Origin of the sequence: Methanohalophilus sp. RSK (assembly GCF_003722075.1) — an archaeon.
Taxonomy (GTDB): Archaea; Halobacteriota; Methanosarcinia; order Methanosarcinales; family Methanosarcinaceae; genus Methanohalophilus.
The window spans coordinates 118,764-142,420 of sequence record NZ_RDSK01000015.1 but is presented as its reverse complement, the minus strand read 5'-3'; the positions used below and the strand labels follow the sequence as shown (position 1 = coordinate 142,420).

24 protein-coding genes and 1 pseudogene are annotated in these 23,657 nt (G+C 42.4%); 12 read left to right on the top strand and 13 right to left on the bottom strand.

What is annotated here, in order from left to right; all coding sequences use genetic code 11:
* Positions 1–8: 8 nt before the first annotated feature.
* From cdhC to cdhA, 3 genes are read right to left on the bottom strand one after another with little or no spacing between them, the layout of a single operon-like run.
* Positions 9–1,406, bottom strand: coding sequence for a CO dehydrogenase/CO-methylating acetyl-CoA synthase complex subunit beta (gene cdhC / locus EFE42_RS08800; RefSeq protein WP_123136881.1), 1,398 nt, complete (start codon positions 1,404–1,406; stop codon positions 9–11).
* 25 nt (positions 1,407–1,431) lie between these two features.
* A complete protein-coding gene (cdhB, locus tag EFE42_RS08795) occupies positions 1,432–1,944 on the bottom strand; it encodes a CO dehydrogenase/acetyl-CoA synthase complex subunit epsilon (RefSeq protein ID WP_123136880.1) in 513 nt (170 codons plus the stop codon).
* 2 nt (positions 1,945–1,946) lie between these two features.
* Positions 1,947–4,352: a CO dehydrogenase/acetyl-CoA synthase complex subunit alpha gene (gene cdhA / locus EFE42_RS08790; RefSeq protein ID WP_123136879.1), complete on the bottom strand. Its 2,406-nt coding sequence runs from the start codon at positions 4,350–4,352 to the stop codon at positions 1,947–1,949.
* Positions 4,353–4,616: 264 nt separating this feature from the next.
* Between cdhA and EFE42_RS08785 the strand changes: the two genes are divergently transcribed.
* The 3 genes from EFE42_RS08785 (at position 4,617) to EFE42_RS08775 (ending at position 6,533) form a co-directional block, all read left to right on the top strand.
* A complete protein-coding gene (locus EFE42_RS08785) occupies positions 4,617–5,495 on the top strand; it encodes a rhomboid family intramembrane serine protease (protein ID WP_123136878.1) in 879 nt (292 codons plus the stop codon).
* Positions 5,496–5,575: 80 nt separating this feature from the next.
* Positions 5,576–5,905, top strand: coding sequence for a hypothetical protein (locus EFE42_RS08780; RefSeq protein ID WP_233564795.1), 330 nt, complete (start codon positions 5,576–5,578; stop codon positions 5,903–5,905).
* 118 nt (positions 5,906–6,023) lie between these two features.
* Positions 6,024–6,533 carry a TIGR00288 family NYN domain-containing protein gene (locus EFE42_RS08775; protein ID WP_072359716.1) on the top strand — a complete coding sequence of 170 codons (510 nt, stop codon included), beginning with the start codon at positions 6,024–6,026 and terminating at the stop codon, positions 6,531–6,533.
* Positions 6,534–6,535: 2 nt separating this feature from the next.
* Here EFE42_RS08775 and EFE42_RS08770 read toward each other — a convergent pair whose 3' ends face one another.
* The 7 genes from EFE42_RS08770 to EFE42_RS08740 form a co-directional block, all read right to left on the bottom strand.
* Positions 6,536–7,723 carry a homocitrate synthase family protein gene (locus EFE42_RS08770; RefSeq protein ID WP_123136876.1) on the bottom strand — a complete coding sequence of 396 codons (1,188 nt, stop codon included), beginning with the start codon at positions 7,721–7,723 and terminating at the stop codon, positions 6,536–6,538.
* Between the two features lie 54 nt (positions 7,724–7,777).
* Complete coding sequence (locus tag EFE42_RS08765) at positions 7,778–8,614, bottom strand: NAD(+)/NADH kinase (RefSeq protein WP_123136875.1); 837 nt, start codon at positions 8,612–8,614, stop codon at positions 7,778–7,780.
* Positions 8,601–9,413 (bottom strand): bifunctional fructose-bisphosphatase/inositol-phosphate phosphatase, encoded by an 813-nt coding sequence (locus tag EFE42_RS08760; protein ID WP_123136874.1) that lies wholly within the window; start codon positions 9,411–9,413, stop codon positions 8,601–8,603. Before EFE42_RS08760 ends, EFE42_RS08765 begins: the two co-directional genes overlap by 14 nt.
* Before the next feature lie 14 nt (positions 9,414–9,427).
* Positions 9,428–10,432 (bottom strand): type II glyceraldehyde-3-phosphate dehydrogenase, encoded by a 1,005-nt coding sequence (locus EFE42_RS08755; protein ID WP_123136873.1) that lies wholly within the window; start codon positions 10,430–10,432, stop codon positions 9,428–9,430.
* A 75-nt stretch (positions 10,433–10,507) separates the two neighbouring features.
* A complete protein-coding gene (locus EFE42_RS08750; RefSeq protein ID WP_123136872.1) occupies positions 10,508–10,702 on the bottom strand; it encodes a CooT family nickel-binding protein in 195 nt (64 codons plus the stop codon).
* A 4-nt stretch (positions 10,703–10,706) separates the two neighbouring features.
* Positions 10,707–11,582: a DUF89 domain-containing protein gene (locus EFE42_RS08745; RefSeq protein WP_123136871.1), complete on the bottom strand. Its 876-nt coding sequence runs from the start codon at positions 11,580–11,582 to the stop codon at positions 10,707–10,709.
* A gap of 204 nt (positions 11,583–11,786) precedes the next feature.
* Positions 11,787–12,197, bottom strand: coding sequence for a helix-turn-helix domain-containing protein (locus EFE42_RS08740; protein WP_158599221.1), 411 nt, complete (start codon positions 12,195–12,197; stop codon positions 11,787–11,789).
* A gap of 154 nt (positions 12,198–12,351) precedes the next feature.
* Between EFE42_RS08740 and EFE42_RS08735 the strand changes: the two genes are divergently transcribed.
* The 7 genes and pseudogenes from EFE42_RS08735 (at position 12,352) to EFE42_RS08705 (ending at position 19,136) form a co-directional block, all read left to right on the top strand.
* The gene (locus EFE42_RS08735) at positions 12,352–13,002 is read left to right on the top strand and encodes a methyltransferase cognate corrinoid protein (RefSeq protein ID WP_123136870.1); all 651 of its coding nucleotides are present in this window, start codon (positions 12,352–12,354) and stop codon (positions 13,000–13,002) included.
* A 17-nt stretch (positions 13,003–13,019) separates the two neighbouring features.
* Positions 13,020–14,396: pseudogene (locus EFE42_RS08730) on the top strand (monomethylamine:corrinoid methyltransferase).
* Between the two features lie 99 nt (positions 14,397–14,495).
* Positions 14,496–15,278, top strand: a complete 783-nt coding sequence (locus EFE42_RS08725) for a winged helix-turn-helix domain-containing protein (RefSeq protein ID WP_123136869.1) — start codon at positions 14,496–14,498, stop codon at positions 15,276–15,278.
* A 10-nt stretch (positions 15,279–15,288) separates the two neighbouring features.
* Entirely contained in the window at positions 15,289–16,110 is an 822-nt protein-coding gene (locus EFE42_RS08720) for a winged helix-turn-helix domain-containing protein (protein ID WP_123136868.1), read from the top strand.
* Complete coding sequence (locus EFE42_RS08715; protein ID WP_370448683.1) at positions 16,103–18,280, top strand: histidine kinase dimerization/phosphoacceptor domain -containing protein; 2,178 nt, start codon at positions 16,103–16,105, stop codon at positions 18,278–18,280. Before EFE42_RS08720 ends, EFE42_RS08715 begins: the two co-directional genes overlap by 8 nt.
* Positions 18,281–18,282: 2 nt before the next feature.
* Entirely contained in the window at positions 18,283–18,672 is a 390-nt protein-coding gene (locus EFE42_RS08710) for a response regulator (RefSeq protein ID WP_123136866.1), read from the top strand.
* Positions 18,673–18,746: 74 nt separating this feature from the next.
* Entirely contained in the window at positions 18,747–19,136 is a 390-nt protein-coding gene (locus tag EFE42_RS08705) for a co-chaperone YbbN (protein WP_123136865.1), read from the top strand.
* A gap of 19 nt (positions 19,137–19,155) precedes the next feature.
* Here the strand turns inward: EFE42_RS08705 and EFE42_RS08700 are convergent, their stop codons facing one another.
* From EFE42_RS08700 to EFE42_RS08690, 3 genes are all read right to left on the bottom strand, one after another.
* Positions 19,156–20,772 carry an AMP-binding protein gene (locus EFE42_RS08700; RefSeq protein WP_199724118.1) on the bottom strand — a complete coding sequence of 539 codons (1,617 nt, stop codon included), beginning with the start codon at positions 20,770–20,772 and terminating at the stop codon, positions 19,156–19,158.
* 62 nt (positions 20,773–20,834) lie between these two features.
* Positions 20,835–21,239, bottom strand: coding sequence for a thioesterase family protein (locus EFE42_RS08695; protein ID WP_123136863.1), 405 nt, complete (start codon positions 21,237–21,239; stop codon positions 20,835–20,837).
* A 9-nt stretch (positions 21,240–21,248) separates the two neighbouring features.
* Entirely contained in the window at positions 21,249–21,821 is a 573-nt protein-coding gene (locus tag EFE42_RS08690) for a helix-turn-helix domain-containing protein (RefSeq protein ID WP_123136862.1), read from the bottom strand.
* Positions 21,822–21,973: 152 nt separating this feature from the next.
* Here EFE42_RS08690 and EFE42_RS08685 point away from each other — a divergent pair, with 152 nt between their 5' ends.
* A complete protein-coding gene (locus tag EFE42_RS08685) occupies positions 21,974–22,435 on the top strand; it encodes a hypothetical protein (RefSeq protein WP_123136861.1) in 462 nt (153 codons plus the stop codon).
* Between the two features lie 23 nt (positions 22,436–22,458).
* Positions 22,459–23,619, top strand: a complete 1,161-nt coding sequence (locus EFE42_RS08680) for a tRNA (guanine(10)-N(2))-dimethyltransferase (RefSeq protein ID WP_123136860.1) — start codon at positions 22,459–22,461, stop codon at positions 23,617–23,619.
* The last annotated feature ends 38 nt before the right edge of the window (positions 23,620–23,657 follow it).

The window sequence follows — 23,657 nt, the reverse complement described above, 5'->3', positions numbered from 1 at the left end:
CCTCTGTATTACTCGTTCTTCTTAATGATTATCTTATCAACAGATACCTTTGCATTCTTGAGAATGACCTTTACACCGCCACTTCCGGAAGTTGGCATGGCTGGCATATTCATTGGCATTGAGGCAGGCATCTGCATGGCGGGAGCGGCTTGTTGTGGAGTCTCTTGTTCCTCTACAGCCTCTTCCTCTTCTTCCTCCTCCCATCTATTGATGATTGGATGATTCTTTTCCTTCAGGAAGTCCTTGAGGGTTTCCAGGTCCGATACATCCTCTTCAGTTGCGATCTTGTCTGCTATATCGTCCGGGATATCATCAGCTACACGGTCCTTGAGATGTTTTGGCATCCAGACCACGCGTTCCCATCCGCCGTCAGATTGGATGAACTTGGGAGAACGGAAGTAATTGATACCAATTCCCAAAAATCCACTGATCTGTTTGCCTCCTCCTGTCTGGCCGGCCATGGTAGAGAATGGAAGACCGTTAGGTGCAGAGTCGGTGTAATCCCTGTCAACCCATCCGATACCGTCAACCTCGGGTATATAGAAACCTACAACTTCAAAACATCCACAGGAGGTATGTGGGCAGTCAAAGAATGAGTGCAGTTTTATCCGGTCATACTCTCCGCTTGAAAGGGATTTTGCAGTTTCATTGACACCGGTAAACTCACCGGCTTCTTCATCTATTACATCCCCTTTAGGTATTGCGAATTGGGGTCCTTCAGGATCGACCTTGGCAGCTGCCCTACCGTCAAACCAGTTGATGGCTCCGCACAGGGATATCCTATCTGGTGTAATTACACATACATTGGATGGGGCAAAGGACTGACAGAGAGTACATCCGTAAAATGTGTCGACATCTTCATCGTGGAGGTTACGGGTCCTGTCATCCCTTGCCTTGTATTTGGCTTTTGCCTCATCCATGAGTTTTTCAATCTCATCCCTGTCTGTGATGTAAGTGGCTTCTACTTTTTCAATAAATGGAAGTTCGTTCTTGAAAAGCATCATTATTGCCTGAGCAATGGATTCAAAAGAGGTAACACCTTTTTCCACAGCCTCTTTGCTTAAACGAACCCATACATCATAACGCTGGTTCAGGTGCATAAGCCCCTGTATATAATTCTGGAAATCGTGGTTTCTTCTTTCCACAATGGATTCAAGGTCTTCTTCCACAAGTTCACCGGCAATCTTGTAGATCATGGCAAAGGGATATCTTCCTCCCTCTTCCATATCCTGGATGTCCGGACCGATCATGTTAAACTTGCCGTCTACCACGTCATCCATCTCAGCTGCCTTTACAAGTTCAAAACCTATGGATTTGGGACCTGAAAGTTCCACATACATGTCATTTTTTCTGATTCTTTCTCCTTCAAACATTGGAGAAATTTCAAAAGGAAAATCTTCAGCCATTCTTAATATCCTCCCTCTTTAAAATTCAAAGGTTATCAATAAGTTCGTCCAGCGCTTCCAGATGTACTTCGGGTGTAGTATTACCAAAAGACATGGTAGCATTTTGGGTATAATGTCTTCCTATGTTAATTGTTTTCAGGTCTGAAAAATTCTTCAGTCCTGAAAGAACTTGATTAATATAATATTTCTTATGTCCAAGCAGGATTATCAGATCATAACATCCGTTATCATCCAACCCATCCCATTTTGGGTCACAAAGAAAAGTACCAAGGGAATGGATGTTGATATATTTTGCATCCACTCCCTCTTCATCGATAAATCCCTTTATAGAATGCCCGGTAGCAGCTACAGGGATACCTTTCTTTGCTATGGTTTGTGCACAGGCAAGGAGTTTTTCCTCCAGGACATCCGAGCCAACAACGAAAAGAGGCCTTTTAGCTTTTTCGATCATCTTTGCCACAATAGCTGGCTTTGTACCCTTGGCAGATTTAGGCCCATATGTTGTATAGACCTTCAGGTTTTTTGAAACATCAGCCATTTTTAAGCCTCCTTACACAATCTTTCCACGTTGGTGGGTTGGGCCGATACATCCAGTTTACTGGTCGGACCGGATATAATCTTCTTTTTATTCCAGTCGATTTCCCATCCATGTTCCTGTTCAAGTTTCTTAAGGAGTTCTTCCCGTCTTGCAAGTGGCAAGTCTGTTTCACTTCTAACAAAACGGTACCAGTCATCAGGGATTATTCCGAGGTATTTTTCACTGAGTTCGATGTAATGAGTCAGTTTGATCATTCTTCCCATATTGTTGTCACTTGGACGGATACAGTTCTTGGCAAGCATAGGCATCATTTCATCAATGGTTTCTGCGGTTGTTAGCAAGAACTCCGGAGCTGCCGGGATATCCATTGTTTTCCCGTTTCTTGCATCCAGGACCTTCCATTTATCTTCTTCATAGGGTTTGCCTATGAGTGCCCTGCGGTATTTTGAACCGTGAGGGCCAAGAATTACAGGGATTCCAAGCCTGTTGCAGCCAGTTCCAATTGAAGATGCTTTCTGGGAGTATGCTCCCCAAGCTACACCAACAGCTCCAACACGGTTGAGAACATAATCAGCTATTTCTTCATAATTACCCGTTATATTACGTTGAGCAAAGATTGCGGCAACTTTTATGGCAGCAGCTGTGATATGGGAGTTGGAAACACATGAGCCCACGTTGATGAGGTTTCCTTTCTGGAACTTTGCCGGGTATTTCTCGTAAAGGGTCTCTCCGTCATCGTTCTGGTACATACCAAGGTCCATTGCAGAACATCCGGACATCAGGACTATGTAGTTACGGCGTAGCATTTCATCTGCTATCCGATACAGGTCTTTTGTTCCATCAGGATAATTAGAACATCCGACCATTGCAATGATTCCTGGTGTGGTACCCATAACGAGGTTGACACCTTCTTCACGGATTTCAGGGTCACTGATCTGGCCACGTCCGACACGAACTTTGCCTCTTTCTTCCCGGATAACTTTCTGGGATGCCTTTTCAATTACATTGAGGACAGGTATATCCTTTGGACACGCCTGTTCACATCTGCCACAGGCTACACATTTGTCATGGAGTATTTCGAAAGGCCTGAGGTCACCTTCTTCAGCAGCAGTCATGGCATCGCTGATTGGCAGGTTTGTCGGACATTCGAGTTCACATGCAAGGCAATGTACACATCTGGAGGTAAGTTCGTTGAACTCTTCTTCAGTAGGTAGGGATACGACACCCTTTTCCTTGCGAATTTTTGACATTTCCTTTGTAAGTCTGGGGGCAACTTCACCGAGTTTTTCAAAGTCGAGTATCAGGGCACCATCATCCCTTCCGGATTTGAGATCATCAATGATATCCTCTACATCATCTTCGGACCTGTCAGGCAGTCCATACATGATTTTATCATTGGTTGTGATGACAGGCATCATAAGCTCGCGTGCTTCCCTCAATACGTCGGCGCGTACACACTGTTCATCGACAACAATAACGTCAGGAACACCGGAACGTATCATCTTGAGTTCCTTGGCAAGGGTTCCTACAACCTTGGCCTTTGGTACGTCTCCTCCTTCGGTCCTGTATCTTGTCATGTCCAGAGCGGTACAGCACAGACCACAAAGTTCCATATTTTCGGTCAGGTCATTGTCTTCCATATAGTCTATAATGTCGGTAACTCCGGCAACATTATGACCGATAACCAGCAGGACAGGTTTTTCGGAGTCAATTGTTCCCATACCAATTTCAGAGAGAGGTGGTTCTTCGTCTGCTTTTGGCATTTCCAGACAGGAAATCTGTGCGATATCGGAAACTTCCATTCCTACATGATCGAGCATACCACCATGCATTGCTTTGGATTCGAAATCGATTGCCTCTCCTTCCTGTCCCATATGGACACATGCAAGAAGCTGGACCAGTTGTTCCTCCACATAACTCAGGGAGTCTTCCAGATCACCGAGAGTTTCAGGTTTTTTGCCTGTAACCATCTGGACATTGGGAGCAATTATATTTGTTTGTCCAACTTTAAGCGGATAATCTGCCCCGTACTTGTCTATCAGGTGGTGGAGCAGGTGTCTTCCGTGACCGGAGTGAGCTGATGCTCCTGTAATCACACGCAGCATGAATTCCCTGGCGTTATGGCCTTCCATGTTGATACCACAGGCTCCTTCCTTGTTTCCGGTAAGGTCACAGGTACCGAAGGTACAATAACAACACTGGTCACACATCGGTGTGTATACCGGATTGTATCTTTCAAAAAGTTTATAGTCCCAATCTCTCAGTCCGGAGATATTTGGTTTTATAGTGGGCCCTACTTCTCCTTCTTCAGCGGCAGTTTTTTCGATAGCACCTACAATGCTTCCGATGTTGATCTGGACGTTTTCCAGGTCGCTGACAGAGAATGTCCCTGTTTTAAGTTCACTCATCTATGTATTGTCCTCCTGGGTGTCCCATCGCTATAAACGGTATAGCTTTGATGGGAGTGTTAGAGTTTGATAAAAAGTTAATATTTTATACAGTAGTGGACTGTGTCATAAATAATGTAAATCCAGTATATAAGTCTTTCCGGTATTTATCATGATTATAATAGATAATTCTTTTTATTTGTTTGCGCTGTTAATTCAACCTGCTTTCTGATTATGGAAATAGATTTATTTACTTTTGCATATGTGTTTAGGTAGGAGGATATTTTGGATAATCAATGCTGGATATGCGGTAAGAAGGAGCCAGTGATGTATACATGCCGCTACTGTGGGAAAACATTTTGTTCTGATCATCGTCTTCCTGAAAGGCATGGTTGTGAAGGTCTGGGAGATGGAACACGTTTCAGCTCTGCACAAAGTGCAGCTGGAAGTAGTAGTGCCAGAGGCCGCAGTACTTCCGGTACAGACCAAATCGTGAAGGATTTCTTTAAAGAAGCCACCAAAAATGCTGCAAAAGGTGCGGCAGGGAGTGCATTTAACAGGACTAAACGCTCCTTTTATACTAGCCCCTCAATGGCTATAATAATTATATGTATATTTTCATTTTTCCTGGAGCTCCTGTTGGGTCAGCCTTATTATACTTTATTCCAGCTTGAACCGGGTAATATTCTATCTAGGCCCTGGACTTTGATTTCTCATATGTTTCTCCATGCAAGTCCTGGTCACCTGTTCTTCAATATGCTTGTTCTCTATTTCTTTGGCAGGATACTGGAGAGGCGCATTGGCAATTCAATGTTTATTTACCTGTATTTTATTTCCGGGATAGTTGCAGCTTTAGGTTTCATTGCAACAACCTCTACTAGTTACCCGATGGTCGGGGCCAGTGGGGCAATAATGGGTGTTTTTGCAACCCTTGCAATTCTTGAATCAAATTTGCCCGTATATGTATTTTTCTTCCCGATGACTATCAAATCTGCTCTAATACTCTTTGTGATAGTGGACTTATTTTTCATGTACGTGAACATTTCCGGGGATATGATAGCTCATGCAGCCCATTTGAGCGGAGTTTTTGTCGGTATCATTGTGGGCCTCAGACTTAAGAAAAACCTAAAAGTTTCCCGGGGTTCCTTTTACAGGCGGTGGTGATATTGGGCTCCACCAGGCATCTTTCCTTACTGTATCCCAGGCCCCGTGAAGGGGAAGAAATTCCCGTGCAGTTTATTGACATGGAAAAAAAAATTGCAGCCTGGTCGCCTGAAATCAGGAAGACTTTATACTTTGACGCTTTTGAACAGGCCGAAGGATTAAAAAGAATAAGGGAAGTATTTGTTTTAAGGGTGTATAACTGGTACCGTGATGGTCAATCTATTATTGAGTTGACAAACGACGAAAGAATGCAATTTGAGGATATATTCAATAAATTTCTCTTATACAGGGGAGAAATTATGTACAGGAGGAAGAAAGAAGGAAGGAGGTACAAAAACTATTTTGTACTTGTGGATGATTCATATTCCAAAAAGGATGTAAATGAATGGTTGCTTGCTGAAAGATTATAAGGTTTGCAGGTCCTTAGTTGTTAATATAGTCATTATTTGTAATTATGGTTAATTGTTGCTGATGCTGTGGTTGCACATATTTATTATTATAATGTTTATACCTGCGATAAGAGGCAATATGCAGAATGTAAAAACCGGATTTAATTCCATAGTCAAATACCTGAGTACTAAAAAGGAAGTAGGGCGGCGGAGTATTGGACTTCTTGTAGATGGCCCCAATGTCCTGAGAAAAGAATTTGATGTAAATTTAGAAGAAATAAGGGATGTATTGAAAGAGTACGGTAATGTCAAGATAGGACGTGTTTTCCTGAATCAGTATGCTTCTAATAAACTTGTAGAAGCTGTGGAAAACAATGGTTTCGAGCCTGTTATTTGTTCAAGCGATGTGGATGTAAGGCTTGCTGTTGAGGGAATGGATCTTGTTCATAATCCCAATATTGATACTCTTGCACTTGTGACAAGAGATGCTGACTTTAAACCCTTGTTGAATAAAGCAAATGAACACGGGAAAGAAACTATAATCTTTGGTGTAGAACCTGGATTTTCAACTGCCCTTAGAAATTCTTCTGATTATGTTGTAATTTTGAATACAGGAGAGGTTTCAATACCTGAAGAAGAGATGTCTTGAATTTATTCATCATCTCTTTTACAGGATCTAATATCATCGATCATTTCTTCCAGACGTGGTCTTGAAATTCCACGTTTGATTTCTGTACAATTCTTTATTTTTTCCATTAATGCACATAATTCTTCGTGTTCAAGGAAATAACCCATGTCCTTAATTATCCCTTTTAAAGCCTTCAGGCCTGTATGCTTACCGACTATAAGGTTACGGGCCCCACCAACCATTTCCGGGGAAAAGAGTTCGTAAGTCCGCGGCTCTTCCAGAATTGCCATGACGTGTATCCCGGATTCATGTGTGAAGGCGTGTTTGCCCACAATGGCTTTATTCACGGGAGTTGTCAGGCCGGAATAATCTTCAACTTTTCTTGCAAGGCCATTAAGATGTGTGGTATCGTAGTTTTCGATTCCGTATTGGATACGAAGAGCTACAAGTACTTCTTCAAGAGGAGCATTTCCTGCTCTTTCCCCGATACCGTTTACGGTGGTATGGAGCTGCTTTGCCCCTGCTTCGGCTGCTGCTAATGTATTCGCAGTGGCAAGTCCGATATCATTGTGACAATGAATGCATATGGGTGTATGTACCTTTTCTTTTATCTTTTCAACTAGGTATTTGGTAGTTGAAGGATTTAATGTTCCTATGGTATCAGCGATGCTTACATAATCAACATTGTATTTTTCTGCTTCCTGAAATGCATGTTGCAGGGTGGGTATGGGTGTACGCGTTGCATCCTCTGCGGCAAACCTGACCTTTAGCCCATGATCTTTTGCATATTCTACTGCTTCCATCGAGCAACCCAGTACATCGCTGCAGGAGCGGTGGTATTTGTGTTTCAGGTGAAGGTCTGAAAGAGCTATGAAAATACTCACCATATCAACATCACAATCAATAGCATCATCCACGTCCCCTACGATAGAGCGGGCCAGGCAACATGTACTTGCATTCAGCCCCATATTGCTAATTTCCTTAACAGTTTCTTTTTCAGAAGAAGAAACGACAGGGAATCCGGCTTCAATAACCTCGACACCAATTGCATCCAGTTCCCTTGCCAGGTCCATTTTCTCTTCTTTGGTAAATGCAACACCGGGAGTTTGTTCACCGTCCCTGAGGGTCACATCACATATCTCTATATCAAGAGGTTCGATATCAATAAAATCCATCATTTCATTTCTGGAATACTCTTTATTTGGAGCCATGTTATCGCTATCCGATCCTATCTTTACTTTTATATTTAAAGATATGTGTTTGTATCATCGAAGTTTTGATTGTACTTTCTCATAGAAACCACTACGTTCAGTCACTACAAAACGAGCAGGATTTTTTGCTTTTGCAAGACAAACGGTATCATCTTTTTTCATTGTGTAAGTATGCTGTCCGTCGATAACAACAGCAGCTTCCTTTTCCGGGATAGTTATTTCGACCTTTATAGGTCTGTCAGAAGGTACTACCCAGGGACGGGCTGAAAGTTTGAAAGGTGCAAGAGGTACTATAAGGGTGGCGTTGACCCTGGGGTCCAGAATAGGTCCGCCGGCACTCATAGCATAGGCTGTGGAACCTGTGGGGGTTGCGATTACTACTCCATCGGATCTGAATTCTTCTATCATACATTCGTCAACTGTCACCCTAAATGTCAGTATCTTGGCAGGCCTGGCTGTGGTCAGTACAACTTCATTGGTGGCGCAGGGTAGTTCTTCGCCGTTAAGGTTGACTGCAATACGGCAACGTTCGGTATATTCGAATCCTTCCAGCACTTTCTCGATCGTAGGAATTGCCTCGTCAGGCATCACATCCACAAGGAAACCCAGCATGCCCATGTTGATTCCCAGGAGTGGCAGTGGATCCTCCATCCTGGATATGCTGCGCAGAACAGTGCCGTCTCCTCCGATTGAAATCACCAGGTTGACACCTGCTTTTCTCATTTCTTCCACAGGCATTCGTTCTGTTTCAGGAAGATTTAGCATGTCAAAGGACCCTTCATCCAGAAAAATTTTAATTTGTGAAGTGAACCTTTTCACAATAGTCTCAACCATTTCCAGGGCTTGCGGACTATCATATTTAGAGGTTATACCAATTTTATTTGCTTTCATCTTTTCTCCCCACAAAATTGAGTATGTCCCTGTGGGCATGTCCGTTTGATGCTATCATGGAAAGCCTGTTTACAACACTATCCTGAAGGTGTAACTCTGTACCTTTTCCGTTAGTTACCTTGCCATTTGTTTCTTCAAGGATAAGTTTTCCTGCAGCAACATCAATCAGCCTCAGTGAATTTCTGATATCTACAAAAGCATCAAGTTTGCCGCAGGCAACATAGCAGAGTTCCAGGGCCACACTTCCCAGTATTCGAACCCTTCTTACTTTTCTGGAAAGCTCCAGGGTATCTTCTACATTGTTATGGTAACCATAAAGACTGACACTGAAATTTCTTAATAGTTTTATGTTGGATGTATTTATTGGTTCGCCATTTAGATATGCTCCTCCTCCCTTATATGCATGGTATATATCACCTGTGCAGAGGTTTTTAACATATCCAAAGTAGATTGAAGAAAGATCCGCATTGCCAACAGCAATGGAAGTTGAATAAAATGGGATTCCATGGGCTGCATTATATGTGCCGTCAAGAGGGTCAATTACAAAAGTTATTTCAGGTTTTATATCAGGAATGTATTCTCCATATTCTTCACTGAGGATGCGGCAATTGCCATAACTTTTCAACACTTCAAAAATTGCCTTTTCAGCCCTGTCATCGATAAGTCTTGTGCGGGTCCCGTCTGCTCCCATATAGACGGATTTGTATGCTTCCTTTTTTCCGACAAGATCTTTTATGGACTCGTTAGCCTCTTTTGAAGCATGATTGCAAACTTCAAGGAGGCTTTGTATCGATTGCATAAAAAAGATGGGTATTAGATACCCATTGCTTTGTTAGTTTTTGCTACGGACTTTGTTCCGTCCTTTTCAACTTCCATCATAGCACGTATTGCATCGACATTTTCGGGAATTACATCTGATTCCTGATGGATTCCCTGGAAGAAGTATAGTTCTCCTTCATATATGGTGATAGATTCGTTCCATACACAGTTTTCCCACATGTCACACCTTGGGCGGTTCATGTCACGGGCCATTTCCATTACCTCGGCCGTGGAAGTGATACCCTGTCCGACAAAACGCACGCGGGATTGTTTGGCCAGTAAAGCTTCTATTTCTTCTGCCGTACATTCGCTATTTAATTCCATGTTGACAGTGTGCAGGTGCATAAGGGTCGTAGGAAGTTTTACAGCTGTAGTAGCGATATCGATGCCGGGGAGGACGGTTTTGACGTCCGGGCCGTGATGGGAAGGCAGTTTGATGGGATTGGGGACAATAGCATTGATTGGTCCTTTCTTGATCTCCCCGGGGTCAGCACCCCTTCTCATCAGGGTCACTCTTGCCTTGTTTACACCAAACTCGTCATCCAGAGGTTTGATGATCCTGCAGAGGCCGGTCGTATTACAGGATACCACCCGTACAAAATCCCTTCCGCTTGCTTCTTCATAATTGCTTTGTGCATTGAATGAACAACCTGCAAGCTCGTGGTCTTCCCCGCCCTGCCAGATAGCTTTGACACCTGCTTTTTCGTAAATTGGTTTGTTCTTTTCACCAATTCCACCGGGTGTACAGTCTACAACGATATCTGCCCTTTCAAGCATATCGTCAATTGAACCCTCAACTTCAAGGTTTGCCTTTTCCATTCCCTTAATTCTGTCTTCAGGGGCAAACACATCATATCCCTTTTTCTTTGCCATAAAAGCTTCAAAATTAGGGCGGGTCTTTGCCACTCCAATAATTTCCATGTCGTCCTGGACGCTTACAGCGTCTGCAACTCTCTTTCCGATGGTTCCGTAACCGTTTATTGCAACTTTGACTGTCATTTTATGTACCTTCCCTGTAATGTCGGCTATATCTACAGTTAAAGGGATTTGCTACTATTCCCCCGGTTTTGATATTTAATCATTTCCGAGTATTATAAGTTCTCCCTTTGAGAAATTGATTTCCTTTATCGAACCCTGCACATTTTCTCTTTCACCGAATATGCCTGTAAGTTCAATTTCGTCTCCTTCCACAATTACACGTGTAGTTGAGTCCATAACAATATCCCTATTTCCTTCTCCCCTTTCCAGAACAGCTTTTAGTTCACACATAACTTCACCTCATGAGTTTGGCAACTGAATAACCTTTCTCAAGGCCCATGTCCTGTGCAACACTTTCGCATTTTGTCTGCAGAAGGTAAGCGATTGGTCCCATTTTCCTTTCTGAAAGGGTCTCATAGTTTGCCATACCTTTGCTAATAATAAGACTTGCTTTGTCAAAAGCCTCTAGTAATTCTTGTGGTGCCTCATCAAAAGCAACTCCGATTGCATTACAGCCTGTAGTCAAAATCCTGTCAACTTTATCTTCCAGGTTAAGCTGCCTGACGTCTGCCATAGTTACATCGGTAAGGATTGGCTCTCCCCGCACGACAAGTGTTATATTGCCTCCCGCTTTTTTGATAAGGTCAAATACAAATGTATCAAGGATTATTTCGCCGCAATTGTCCGCTACATATACAACATTATCAAGCAATTTGAACATTTCGGATGTGTCGTCAACGTCAAGTCCTTTGTGGAATACGTTCCTGAATGTTTCATCAAAAACATCTTCTCCCACATCAAAACCCATGATACCAAAGTCAAAATAATTCCCTATAACCGCTGCAAGTATTGCTCTTCTGAATGCTTCTTCCAGTGAAGGTCCATTTTGATAGATAAGGCCTTTAGCAACAGGGTATACCTGTTGTGCCGTACTATTGCTAAGTTCCTTTAAGTTATAATATGGATCGTTGTTTTCAATTATTTCATAGGCTTTCCTGTGTACAGCGGTTGATACCACTCCTGCGGCAACACCAGGCCTGTAGGTATTTCGCATCACATCCATACACTCTGTAATTGCCCTGTATATTTTATCTGTGTCGTCTGTTGCAAGTTCTGCTTCATAGTGTACTCTTGAAAGAAGGCAGTAAGTACAGCGTGGGTCCATTTTCATTATTTTTCATCCAGATTTTATGAATATAACTTTTGAATAGTAAAAAGTTATTTTAAAAATTTCCTCTTCCCATTATTTTATATTAAATAAAGTACAATTTAGAGGATTTTAATAGGTAATTATAGCATACATTTAATCTGACTTAGTCAGTAATCCTACTTTTTAATTAATGTTGCTCTGTATATTACGTAACTTCGTATACTATTAGGATAAGGAATCAATAATCACTTTTACTTGTTTTAATGAATAATCCACATTAAATTTTTCTTTTATAATTGCCTGTACCTCAGAAGTTTTCCATTTCTTTTTTTCCCGAAGTATATTCTTCAGTTCGTATTTATGTTCTTCACTGAGTTTTGAAGGTCTTCCACCCCCATATTTGGGAAATAATCCGGGATAACCATCACGATTCCATCTTTTCTGCCATATGTAACCAACCCTTTTTGTAACACCTGTTTTTTTTGCTGATTCTTCCACTGAAAAACCTTTGTATCGATATCTTATGAAGTACAACCTAGTCAAAACCTTTGTAAGGTATTCAATGTATCTTATCCTTTTTTCCAGGCTTTCCATGCTCATCTTTTCTTTAATAGGATACATTTCTTTTTTTGACATGTCTTTTGATTGCGTTTTTAAGTATAAATAGTTATGTTCAATACTAAAAACATTTATATAAAATAAATAATCAGGTTCATAGTAGTTGTTAGCCGGCAGATAGTTTCCTTTAAGGATGCGCCGGTTATCTATAATATGAAAATAAGGTGATTTAATGGGAAAACAGGAAATGTATGATAAACTCAGAGATGCGATTGTCAACCAGGACATCAATGGTGCTGGCCCCCTTGTCCAGGAAGCCCTGGATGCAGGTTTAACTCCTTTCGAGATCATCAACGATGGTCTGTCTGTCGGTATGAAGATCATCGGTGACAAATTCGAAGCCGCCGAAGTCTACCTTCCCCAGATCATGATGTCTGCCAAGGCCATGAAAGCCGCCATGGAAATTCTTGATCCAATCCTTGCAGAGGATGAATCCACTGTATCTGTCGGAACCTGTATCAAGTTCGTCCAGGAAGGCGACATTCATGATATAGGTCACAGGCTTGTTGCAACCATGCTCGGTGCAAACGGTTTCACCGTTATCGACATGGGTGTTGACGTACCCAACGACAAGGTCATCGAAGAAGTAGCAGCCCACAAAGGCGAGAAACTTCTGCTCTCCGGCTCTGCCCTGATGACCACTTCCATGCTCGGCCAGAAAGACGTCATGCGTCTGCTTGAAGAAGAAGGACTGCGTGACTCTGTAAAAGTAATGTTCGGTGGCGCTCCGGTCACAGATTCCTGGATTAAGGAACTCGGTGCTGACGCAACAGCAGAAAATGCAGCAGAAGCAGCAAATGTAGCTCTTGACTTAATGAAATAAAATCTGGAGGATAATTTATGACATTTAACAAATCCGTAACTTGCTATGATTTTTATGACCGTGCCCAGACCGGTGAGAAATGCACCCAGGACGACTGGGATTTAATGACCATCCCAGTGAAGGCAATGGAACTGAAGCAGAAATACAACCTTGACTTTGGCAAGGAATTCGTTCCAACCGACAAGGACCAGATGGAAAGGCTGTTCAAAGCCGGTTTCGAGATGCTTCTTGAGTGTGGTATCTGGTGTACCGACACTCATCGTATCGTCAAATACACCGAGGACGAGATCTGGGATGCAATCAACAATCCGCAAAGGCAATTCCAGCTTGGTACCGGTCGTGACGCAGTTTACATGAAAAAACGTGAAGTAGGCGACAAGAGGAAACCAATTGTCCAGGGTGGTCCAACCGGTTCCCCAATTTCTGAAGATGTCTTCATGCCTGTGCATATGAGTTACGCTCTTGAGAAAGAATGTGACACAATCGTCAACGGTGTAATGACCTCTGCCCGTGGTAAATCCCCGATCCCTGGCAGTCCCTACGAGGTTCTTGCATCAAAATCCGAAACCCGCCAGATCAGGACCGCCGCTTCCATGGCAGGTCGTCCGGGTATGGCAGTTTAGGGCCCTGAATCCTCCCTGTCCGCACAGGGTAACATCGGTGCAGACTGTGTCGGTGGTATGAACTCCAACGACAGCCACGAAGTCTCCCAGTTGAACGAACTCAAGATTGATCTTGACGCAATCGCTGTCATTGCCCACTACAAGGGTAACAGTGACATCATCATGGATGAACAGATGCCAATCTTTGGTGGTTACGCCGGCGGTGTTGAGGAAACAACCATCGTCGATGTTGCAACTCACCTCAACTCCATGGTCATGAGCAGTGCCAGCTGGCATCTTGACGGTCCTGTGCACATCCGCTGGGGATCCACCAACACTCGTGAGACCCTTATGATCGCAGGTTGGGCATGTGCCACCATTTCCGAGTTCACAGACCTTATGTCCGGTAACCAGTACTATCCATGTGCCGGTCCATGCACCGAGATGTGCCTGCTTGAGGCTGCAGCTCAGTCCATGACAGATACCGCATCAGGCCGTGAGATCCTGTCCGGTGTTGCAGCTGCCAAGGGTGTAATCACTGACAAGACAACCGGTATGGAAGCCCGTATGATGGGAGAAGTCGCACGTGCAACCGCTGGTATGGATATCAATACTGTCAACCAGATTCTGGATAAACTCGTAGCAAGCTACGAGAATGACTATGCCAATGCACCTGCAGGCAAGACATTCCAGGAATGCTATGATGTTGCAACCGTTACACCAACTGACGAGTACGTCAAGGTATACGACGGGGCAAAGAAGAAACTCGAAGACTTCGGTCTGGTATTCTAAGACCATTGTTCAAGATCGGTATCATATACCGATCTTGTTTTTTCCCTTTTTTATACATAAACTATTAATAATATACACTTCCAACAGCTATCAGATATAATGGGTTCTTCGCTAAGTGATACGGTTTGGCTTTCTGATAAGAGATTAAATCTCTTGCTTCTTTTAATGGAAGGCCCCAGGAACATCGACCAGATCAAGACATCTCTGAATGTGACTTCCAGGGGGATGATGCCCCAGATTAAAAAACTGAAAGAGAAGTACCTGATAGTTGAAGAGGATGAACAATACTGTCTTTCCACGATTGGGGAATTAATTGTTGAGAAAATGCTTCCTCTCCTGAACACGATAGAGATGGTGAGCAATGATGATACCTATCTGGAAACCCATGACTTAAGTGAACTACCACCAAAATTATTTCGCAGGCTGTATGAACTTGGGAATTACCTTTTGATTGAGCCTGATTTAAATCATACCTTTGAAATCCCCCGGGAATTCACCGAAAACCTGCTCAAGTCCAGAAATATAAAATCGATAATCTCTTTTTACCGACCGGAATATCCTGATATTTATTGTGAATTAATGGAACATGCAGAGAGCATGTCATTGATTATGACGCCACCGGTTTTTGAAAGAATGAAGCAGTCATGTAATTCTAAAATGATCCGCCTTATAGAGGCTCCACATATTCATGTGTATATTTTCCCGGAAAATAGCAGACCTCCAGGCCTTGACACCTCAGAGCGGTTTACTTACATAAGTTTTCTTGATAAAAACGGCCGTTATGATCATAAAGATATAATGAGTTTTGATGAGAGTGCCTTAAAATGGGGAGATGAGCTCTTTGATTATTATTGCTCTTTTTGTGAAAAGATTGAGATATGAGGGATATTGAATGGCTCCACAGGAACTTATTGACACTATTTTTCTTTCCGACAAGAGAGAAAGATTCCTTTTGCTTTTGCTTGACGGTCCCACTGATATTAAGAAGGTAAAAGACCACCTTAATGTAACCTCTTCCTCTATTCTTCCTCAAATCAAAAAATTACGGGAAAAGGGCCTTGTCTCCAAAAATGACGAGGGAATCTATGACCTTACAACTACAGGGCGTTTAATAGTTGAAAACCTGTCACCCCTTGCATGTATGCTTGATGTTTTTGATTCAAAGGAGTATTACTGGGAAACACGTGATATGGATGTAATTCCCCGCTATTTACTGAAAAGCATAGGTCAGTTGGGTGCAGTTGAAGTCATTGAACCCGATCTTGACCACATGTATGATATGCAGCCGCAGTTGCATGCAAATATGCTCAAATCAAATTATATCAAATGTCTGATTTCTTTTTTTCATCCTGATTATGTTGAAGTTTTTAATTCCCTTTCTTCTGCAGGCAAGAATCTGGAATTGCTTTTGACGGCTTCCGTAATGGAAAGAATATTGGCCGAATCGCCTTCAGATATGCAAAAGCTGATCGAGCAGGCAAATGTTGATATAAGGCTTTTCCGGGAAAACGACTACATTCCTTCTTTGACTATTGGTGATGATTTTACTTACTTCTGTTTCTTCAACAAATCACATATGTATGACCACAGGGACATAATAAGTTTCACTGAAGGTTCAATTGAATGGGGGACACAACTATTTGTTTATTATCGTGACCTTTCTGTTCCTGTTTCCTCTGAGATGCTGTCTGAAATCATAAACGGAAGTGAGTGATTTGGCATGGAAAGACCTGTCACTCAGGTTTAAACTGGTTCTTTATATTGTGGTCAGTGTTTTTCTAATCCTGTCGATTTCATCTTCAATAGTAATATCAACGGTTACTTCTCAGGAAGAACAGCTCGCTTATGACCAATCTGCTAAAATGGCACAAAGTTATGCCAACCAATTCAATGCAGATATGAAGTCCAATATGGCTATTGCAAGGGATATAGCCACTACGATGGGGGCTATTCATGATTCTTCTACAAGAGAAGAAGCCAACGATATAATAAGAAGTATACTTGAGGATAATCCTCAGCTTATAGGGACTTATAGTGGCTTTGAACCTGATGCTTTTGACGGAGAGGATGAACGTTACGTTAATACCACAGCTCACGATGGGACGGGAAGGTTTCTTCCCTACTGGAACAGGATAGGGGAGGATATAGATGTTGAACCACTTGTTGATTACAGGACATCAGATTATTACCAGTTACCAAAACGGACAAAACAGGATGTATTAACCGAGCCCTATTTTTATCAGGGTGCTTTGATTGTGAGCTATGTCTCCCCGATAATTGAGAACGATGAATTCATAGGTATAGGCGGGGTGGATGTAGGTCTGGATTACGTAGACAATACGGTTAGTAGTGTAAAGGCGTTTGAGACCGGTTATTTGTTTATGGTAAGTAATACGGGTATTATTGTTTCCCATCCAACAAGGAAGGATTGGATTAGTTCCAAAACACTCAGGGAGTTCGATAATCCCAGAATTAATGATGTTGCAAATGATATTGAAAAGGGCAAGAGTGGTTATGTCGATATTATAGACCCGTCAAACGGGAAAGATGTGATACTTTTTTATGAACCGATTTCGACAGGCAATTATTCAATTCTTCTTTCTGTCCCAAAGGATGAGATGTTTGCAGGGGTAGCTTCCCTGCGGTCGAATCTGTTTACGATCTATACATTTTCTATCATTTTTATGGGATTTATGGCATATCTGATCGCAGCTTCATTTACCAATCGGATAAACGGGATTGTGGATGAGTTCAGGACAATTTCGGATTCAGCTCTGGAAGGTGACCTTGACATCAGGGCAAATACGGATGTAGACATTGATTTCAAGAAGATTCCGGAAGGACTCAATGAGGTGCTTGATACGCTGCAGGATGCAAACCGGTTGCGTGCAGAAATGGAAGCTGTAGTAAACCGCAGCCCGGTCATCGTATTCAAGTGGAATTCCCAGAAAAACTGGCCGGTAGAGTTTGTATCCAGGAATATTTCCCAGTTTGGTTATACTCAGGATGAGTTTATGAAGGGTAACATTACCTATGCGGATATAGTAGTACCTGAAGATCTTGAAAACGTTGAGCAGAATCTCCTTGAAGCAATTAACAGAGGCGATAAGGAATTTAATTATGAATATCGTATAATTACGCGGGATGGAGAGGTCAAGTGGGTTGAGGAGAGAATTTTCATCGGTAACTTCTCTGCAAACCATTCAAATAGATTACAGGGAGTCATTCTGGATATCAATGAGCGTAAAAAAGCTGAAGAGACTTTGAAAAAGATGGAAAAGATTCGAATAAAGGAGATTCATCACAGGATTAAAAATAATTTACAGGTCGTCTCCGGTCTTCTTTACCTTGAATCTCTCAATTTCAAATCGGATGAAGTTATGGAAGCTTTCAAGCAAAGTGAGAACAGGGTACGTTCAATTGCCCTGATCCATGAAAAGCTGTATCATTCCGAAAACCTCACCAGTCTCAATTTATCGGATTATATCGAAGACCTTGTTGAACACCTCATCAACTCCTATAATGTTAATGAGGATACTGTCAAAATTAATCTTAATATCGAGAATCTATATCTGGATATGGATTCTGCCGTGCCTCTGGGCATTATTATAAATGAATTGACCTCAAATGCATTGCAGCACGCTTTTATAGAGGGCGAGAATGGGGAAATTAACATTGACTTTTTTAAGTCTGCAGGTCAATTCATACTGAAGGTTGAAGATTCGGGAGGTGCTTTCCCGGCTGATATCGACTTCAGAAATACCGAATCACTGGGATTACAACTTGTTTCCAATCTCGTAAGCCAGATCGATGGGGATATTGAACTTGATATTAAGGATTACAGGACCTGTTTCAGGATTACTTTTAGGGATAAAGAGGTGTGATATTGAATAATTCAAGAATACTGGTTGTAGAAGATGAGGCTATAGTGGCAATGGTTATAAAACGCCGTTTGCAAGACCTGGGTTATATTGTTTCAGGCATTGCTTCAACAGGAAAGGATGCTATTACCAAGGTAGAAGGGACTTTCCCGGATTTGGTGCTTATGGATATCAGGCTTAAAGGGGACATGGATGGTATTGAAGCAACCAAAATAATCAAAGATAGATTTTCCCTTCCGGTGGTTTATCTTACGGCCCATTCGGATGATGTAACTTTTAAGAAAGCCAAAGAAACAGATCCGGATGGATATATATTGAAACCTTTTACTGAAAAGGACTTAAGTACTACCATCGAAATCGCTCTTCACAAATTCCGGAAAGAGAAAGGGAATTGAGAATATAATAATTTCAGGATGATGGCTTAAAGTTTGAGAAATCTTTATGTTTGTTCATACAAAATAAGTAATTGATGGGCCAACCAATAGCTTATGCCACTGACAGTACACTGCTGGATATTGTAGAGCAGAGAGATAAACCGACCCTTGTAATGGTATTTTTGCCCACATGTCCTCATTGCAGGGCTATTGAGCCTCATTTCAGGGAGTATTCAAAACAGTATGCGGATTCAGTTAATTTTGTGATGGTTAATCCGACGGAAAATCCCGGGATTACAAAAAGATATAATATTAGGGGTACTCCCACATTTCTTTACTTCTGCGATGCAAATCTCATAAAAACAGAAGTTGGAGCCATGCATCCTGCTAATTTGAAAAGAAGTATAGATGAAATGATACATAGTGGCAGTGAATGTGCTAAAAAAACAACATCACTGGATTATGATATATCGCTTTATAAGTAAAAATTAAAAAGAGTGATAATTAAATCTGCTCTTCTTCCTTTTTCTCCTTTTCCAGTAATTCAGTTGCCATCTCACGCAACTTGAATTTCTGGATTTTACCACTTGCTGTCATTGGGTATTCATCCACAATGAATACGTGTTTTGGAACTTTGTACCGTGCAATTTTCTCCATACTGTACTCACGTATGTCTTCCTCGCTCAGGTCAGCTCCTTCCTGAAGCATTACAAAAGCACCTACGATCTCACCGTACCTTTCATCAGGGATACCTACCACCTGTGCATCCCTGACTCCGTCTATGGTGTACAGGAATTCTTCGATCTCTCTTGGGTAGATATTTTCCCCGCCGCGAATGATCATGTCCTTGATACGGCCGGTAATCTTGTAGTATCCATATTCATCAACTGTCCCCAGATCACCACTGTGGAGCCATCCATCCCTGTCGATCGTCCCGGCTGTCTTTTCAGGCATTTTGTAGTAACCTTTCATTATATTGTAACCGCGACAGCATATCTCGCCCTGCTGTCCCGGGCCGAGTTTTTCACCTGTATCCGGGTCAACTATTTTGACTTCGATTAGGGGCATTGCTATACCTACGGTGCTGACCCTCCTTTCAATGGTATCATCGATACTGGTCTGGGTCATTACCGGAGAGGCTTCCGTGAGCCCGTAAGCGATTGTGATCTCATCGCAGTGCATATCCGAAATGACCTTTTTCATGGTTTCTTTGGGACACGGTGATCCTGCCATGATTCCTGTACGCAGGGATGACAGGTCAAACATGTCGAACATTGGATGGTTGAGTTCTGCAATGAACATGGTCGGTACGCCATAAAGGGCCGTACATTTTTCCTTCTGGACTGCTGCGAGTACAAGGAGCGGATCAAATACTTCAAGCATCACCAGCGTTGCTCCGTGGCTCAGGGCCGCAAGTACGCCGAGCACAATCCCAAAACAGTGGAATAGGGGCACAGGCAGGCACAGGCGATCTTGATCTGTGAATTTTTGTTTTTCACCGATGTAATAACCGTTGTTGAGGATATTTTTATGGGTCAGCATTACTCCTTTAGGGAAACCGGTTGTACCGGAGGTGTACTGCATGTTGACCACATCATCAGCGGTAGTGGATGCCTTTATTTGTGCAAGTTCGGCGTCAGAACAATGTTTTCCAAGCAGAAGCAATTCACGGGTATTGTACATGCCCCTGTGTTTTTCCTGTCCTATATAGATTACATGATTTAGCTCAGGGAATTCCTGGCTTGTAAGATTTCCTCTTTGCTGTGTTTTGAGTTCAGGCACAATGTCATAAACAGTCTGAACATAGTCCACATTCCTGAATCCATCGATTATAGCCAGTGCTTTCATATCGGACTGTTTTACCACATAAGCAAGTTCGTGGCTTCGGTATGAGGTATTTACAGTTACAAGGACTGCTCCGATCTTGGAAGCTGCAAACAGGAAAGTCAGCCAGTCGGGTACATTGCGGGCCCATATGCCTATGTGGTCCCCTTTTTTAAGTCCCAGGGCAAGCAAACCTTTTGCCAGGTCATTCACACGCTCATTGAATTGACTGTAATTAAAACGAAGATCCCGGTCCGGATAAACCATAAAGTCCTTTTGAGGATCTTTTTGAACCATCTCTTCGAAGACATCTGTTATAGTCTCGTTTTCAAAACGAATAGTACCAGCCTCCTTTATGTTTACTGTTCCTCTATCAGGTGTTCCTCGAGCCTTGTACGTATCTCAGATGGAATTGCTAAAGACTTCTTTTCCATGAAATCATAATGTACAATTACTGCTTTGCCTTTTGCTTTTAATTCTCCTCTTTGCCAGGCTTCATGCCCGATTGTAAAAGAGGAATTACCAAGGCGGGCAATATAGGTACGTATTTCGACATCCCCGTCAAAATACATCTCTCCCAGGAAGTCGAATTCTGTGCGAGCCATAATAAGCCGCCACTTCTCCGGAGTGAGGTCGAGATCGGGAGTAAATATCCGGAATATGGGATTTCGCCCCATTTCAAACCATTCGGGAATCACGGTATTATTTACATGACGAAGGCCGTCAATATCTCCAAAACGTGGGGTAACTGTTAGTGTGAACATAGGAATTCCTTAGTAAGGTGTGTATACAACTGCCATTATCTTTGCATCTTCATCAACTGCATGCAGGTCGTGGGGAACTACGGAATCGTAGTATATACTGTCACCGGCTTCAAGATTGTAGGTCTCTTTTCCGTAGAGAATCTCGATTTCACCTTCCAGCACATAAATAAATTCTTCTCCCTCATGGGATGAAAGGGGATGTTCTCCTTGTTGTGGATGTACATCAATTATGAAAGGCTCCATATGACGGTCCTGTTTATCAGCTGCCAGTGAGTTGAATTCAAGTGAACTCTCTTTGCAATTGGAACATTTACCAGAGAAGCGGACAACATGTTTTGATTTGCCTGATTTTACAAGCACCGGGCCGTTCTGGGGAGCATCATCAAGAAAGGTGCCAAGTCGGACTCCCAGGGCTCGTGCAATGTTAAAAAGAGGTGTTAGTGAAGGAACAAGAGCTCCGTTTTCCAGTTTGTCTATCAGTTCAACATCGTTGTTACTTGCTTTTGCCAGTTCTTCCTGTGACATCTCCCTGGATTGTCTGAGCTGGCTTATCTTTTCACCGAGGGGGTTTTTTACAGACATTGATGCATTCTCCTTTTATATATTAATGAAAATGACCGCGACACAAATTGACATATATATTTAAATAGATATCTCTGCTGTTTATTTATGCCAGAAAGTTTGATAACTGTAGAGATACTTATTGTTTAACAAATAATTAGAGGAGTGGTCGGATGAAAAAAATAATCATACTTTTAGTTGTGATATCCCTGCTGGGATTGGGCTGTACAACACAGGATACTACGAATCAGGACGAGCAGGTTCCGGTAAATGGTGAGGATAATCAGTCAGATGAAGATATCCAGCCAGATGAAGATGTGGATGGAGAAGATAATGTAAGTGAGGCCGATGAAGCGGAATTGGAGAATTATACTCCGCGGGAATACAGAGTTCTTTTGAGAAACTACAATGCAATTCCCAGATCACTGGATATAAACAGGACAGATACGGTTATCTGGAGAAATCAACAATCCGACCCCAAGAGATTTTTCACAATCAAAAGTGAAGAAGGCCTTTGGGATGACCAAAAATTGGCTTTTGGCAAAACGTTCCGTTATACATTCAATGAAACAGGCCAATTCAAAGCCTATGTTCCTCCCTGGAATGGCATGAATGTGACAATTACGGTTAAATAAAAAAACCATGTCATGTGGAAGACATGGAAACAAGAAAAATAACAGAAGGAACCACCGAAGTGGAGGTTCCTTCTGCTGCTATTGAAGACAAACTGCCTGTGAATTCACCGGTTTTCTATAATTCCCATATGGAACTTAACCGGGATATTACCGTGGCAGCAACTTCTGTTTTTGTTAAGGAACATTTCGATTTTGAAGAAAGGTCTCCCTCAGAGATCGATTATGTGGACGCAATGGCAGCCTCCGGTATCAGGGGGTTGCGCATAGCAAATGAGGTAGGTCTCAGGACGATACTTAATGACTGGGATGCAGAGGCCTGTAAATTTATTGAACAAAATATCGAACTCAATAGCCTTTCCGATATTGCTGAGACCTCCTGCAGAAATGCAAATACCCTCCTCCATGAACAACGATTCAATATCGTGGATCTGGACCCTTTTGGAAGTCCTGCTCCATATCTGGATGCTGCCAGTCGCTCTGCTGTACACCTGCTGGAGGTTACAGCTACAGATACTGCTCCTCTTTGCGGGGCTCACCTGAATTCGGGTATCCGTAAGTATGCGGCTGTTCCTCTTAACAATGAATATCACAGTGAAATGGGACTGAGGATATTGCTGGGTTCAATTGCCCGCCATCTGGCACGTCATGAGAAAGGAATGGAAATATTGCTCTCTCACGCCACGCGTCATTATGTCAGGGCCTATGTAGGGATTAAAAGCGGGGCTAAGAACGCTGATCGGACACTAAAGGAGCTGGGTTATGTCACACATTGTGACAATTGCAGTTACCGTGAATGGAAAAAAGGCTACTCTGTTTTCATGGAACAAACCTGCCCGGAATGTGGGACTGAAATGAAATCAGGAGGTCTTCTCTGGCTTGGTAAGTTACATGACAGTATTTTTTGTTCAAAGGTCATGGAAGAAATTGAAATAAGACCCCTTGGCAAGAAGAAAAAAGCCATCAAAATAATCCAGACCTGCCTGGATGAACTTGATATTCCCTTCTTTTATGATCAGCACAGGCTATGCAAACAGCTTTCTGTGGCAGCTCCACGTATTGAAAAAACCATTGAAGACCTGAGGAGTAAAGGGTATGAGGCCAGCAGGACACATTTCAGTGGTATGTCCTTTAAGACCAATGCCCCTCTCAGTGCGATAAAGCAAATCCTCTCCAATATGTATTGATATATATACAACAAAAAGATATATATAAAGAATAGGCT

Bases quoted from the DNA above. Each gene is read 5' to 3' on its own strand.
- cdhC (WP_123136881.1), bottom strand. From the start codon at position 1,406: ATGGCTGAAGATTTTCCTTTTGAAATTTCTCCAATGTTTGAAGGAGAA.
- cdhB (WP_123136880.1), bottom strand. From the start codon at position 1,944: ATGGCTGATGTTTCAAAAAACCTGAAGGTCTATACAACATATGGGCCT.
- cdhA (WP_123136879.1), bottom strand. From the start codon at position 4,352: ATGAGTGAACTTAAAACAGGGACATTCTCTGTCAGCGACCTGGAAAAC.
- EFE42_RS08780 (WP_233564795.1), top strand. From the start codon at position 5,576: ATGGAAAAAAAAATTGCAGCCTGGTCGCCTGAAATCAGGAAGACTTTA.
- EFE42_RS08775 (WP_072359716.1), top strand. From the start codon at position 6,024: ATGCAGAATGTAAAAACCGGATTTAATTCCATAGTCAAATACCTGAGT.
- EFE42_RS08770 (WP_123136876.1), bottom strand. From the start codon at position 7,723: ATGGCTCCAAATAAAGAGTATTCCAGAAATGAAATGATGGATTTTATT.
- EFE42_RS08765 (WP_123136875.1), bottom strand. From the start codon at position 8,614: ATGAAAGCAAATAAAATTGGTATAACCTCTAAATATGATAGTCCGCAA.
- EFE42_RS08760 (WP_123136874.1), bottom strand. From the start codon at position 9,413: ATGCAATCGATACAAAGCCTCCTTGAAGTTTGCAATCATGCTTCAAAA.
- EFE42_RS08755 (WP_123136873.1), bottom strand. From the start codon at position 10,432: ATGACAGTCAAAGTTGCAATAAACGGTTACGGAACCATCGGAAAGAGA.
- EFE42_RS08750 (WP_123136872.1), bottom strand. From the start codon at position 10,702: ATGTGTGAACTAAAAGCTGTTCTGGAAAGGGGAGAAGGAAATAGGGAT.
- EFE42_RS08745 (WP_123136871.1), bottom strand. From the start codon at position 11,582: ATGAAAATGGACCCACGCTGTACTTACTGCCTTCTTTCAAGAGTACAC.
- EFE42_RS08740 (WP_158599221.1), bottom strand. From the start codon at position 12,197: ATGTCAAAAAAAGAAATGTATCCTATTAAAGAAAAGATGAGCATGGAA.
- EFE42_RS08735 (WP_123136870.1), top strand. From the start codon at position 12,352: ATGGGAAAACAGGAAATGTATGATAAACTCAGAGATGCGATTGTCAAC.
- EFE42_RS08725 (WP_123136869.1), top strand. From the start codon at position 14,496: ATGGGTTCTTCGCTAAGTGATACGGTTTGGCTTTCTGATAAGAGATTA.
- EFE42_RS08720 (WP_123136868.1), top strand. From the start codon at position 15,289: ATGGCTCCACAGGAACTTATTGACACTATTTTTCTTTCCGACAAGAGA.
- EFE42_RS08705 (WP_123136865.1), top strand. From the start codon at position 18,747: ATGGGCCAACCAATAGCTTATGCCACTGACAGTACACTGCTGGATATT.
- EFE42_RS08700 (WP_199724118.1), bottom strand. From the start codon at position 20,772: ATGGTTCAAAAAGATCCTCAAAAGGACTTTATGGTTTATCCGGACCGG.
- EFE42_RS08695 (WP_123136863.1), bottom strand. From the start codon at position 21,239: ATGTTCACACTAACAGTTACCCCACGTTTTGGAGATATTGACGGCCTT.
- EFE42_RS08690 (WP_123136862.1), bottom strand. From the start codon at position 21,821: ATGTCTGTAAAAAACCCCCTCGGTGAAAAGATAAGCCAGCTCAGACAA.
- EFE42_RS08685 (WP_123136861.1), top strand. From the start codon at position 21,974: ATGAAAAAAATAATCATACTTTTAGTTGTGATATCCCTGCTGGGATTG.
- EFE42_RS08680 (WP_123136860.1), top strand. From the start codon at position 22,459: ATGGAAACAAGAAAAATAACAGAAGGAACCACCGAAGTGGAGGTTCCT.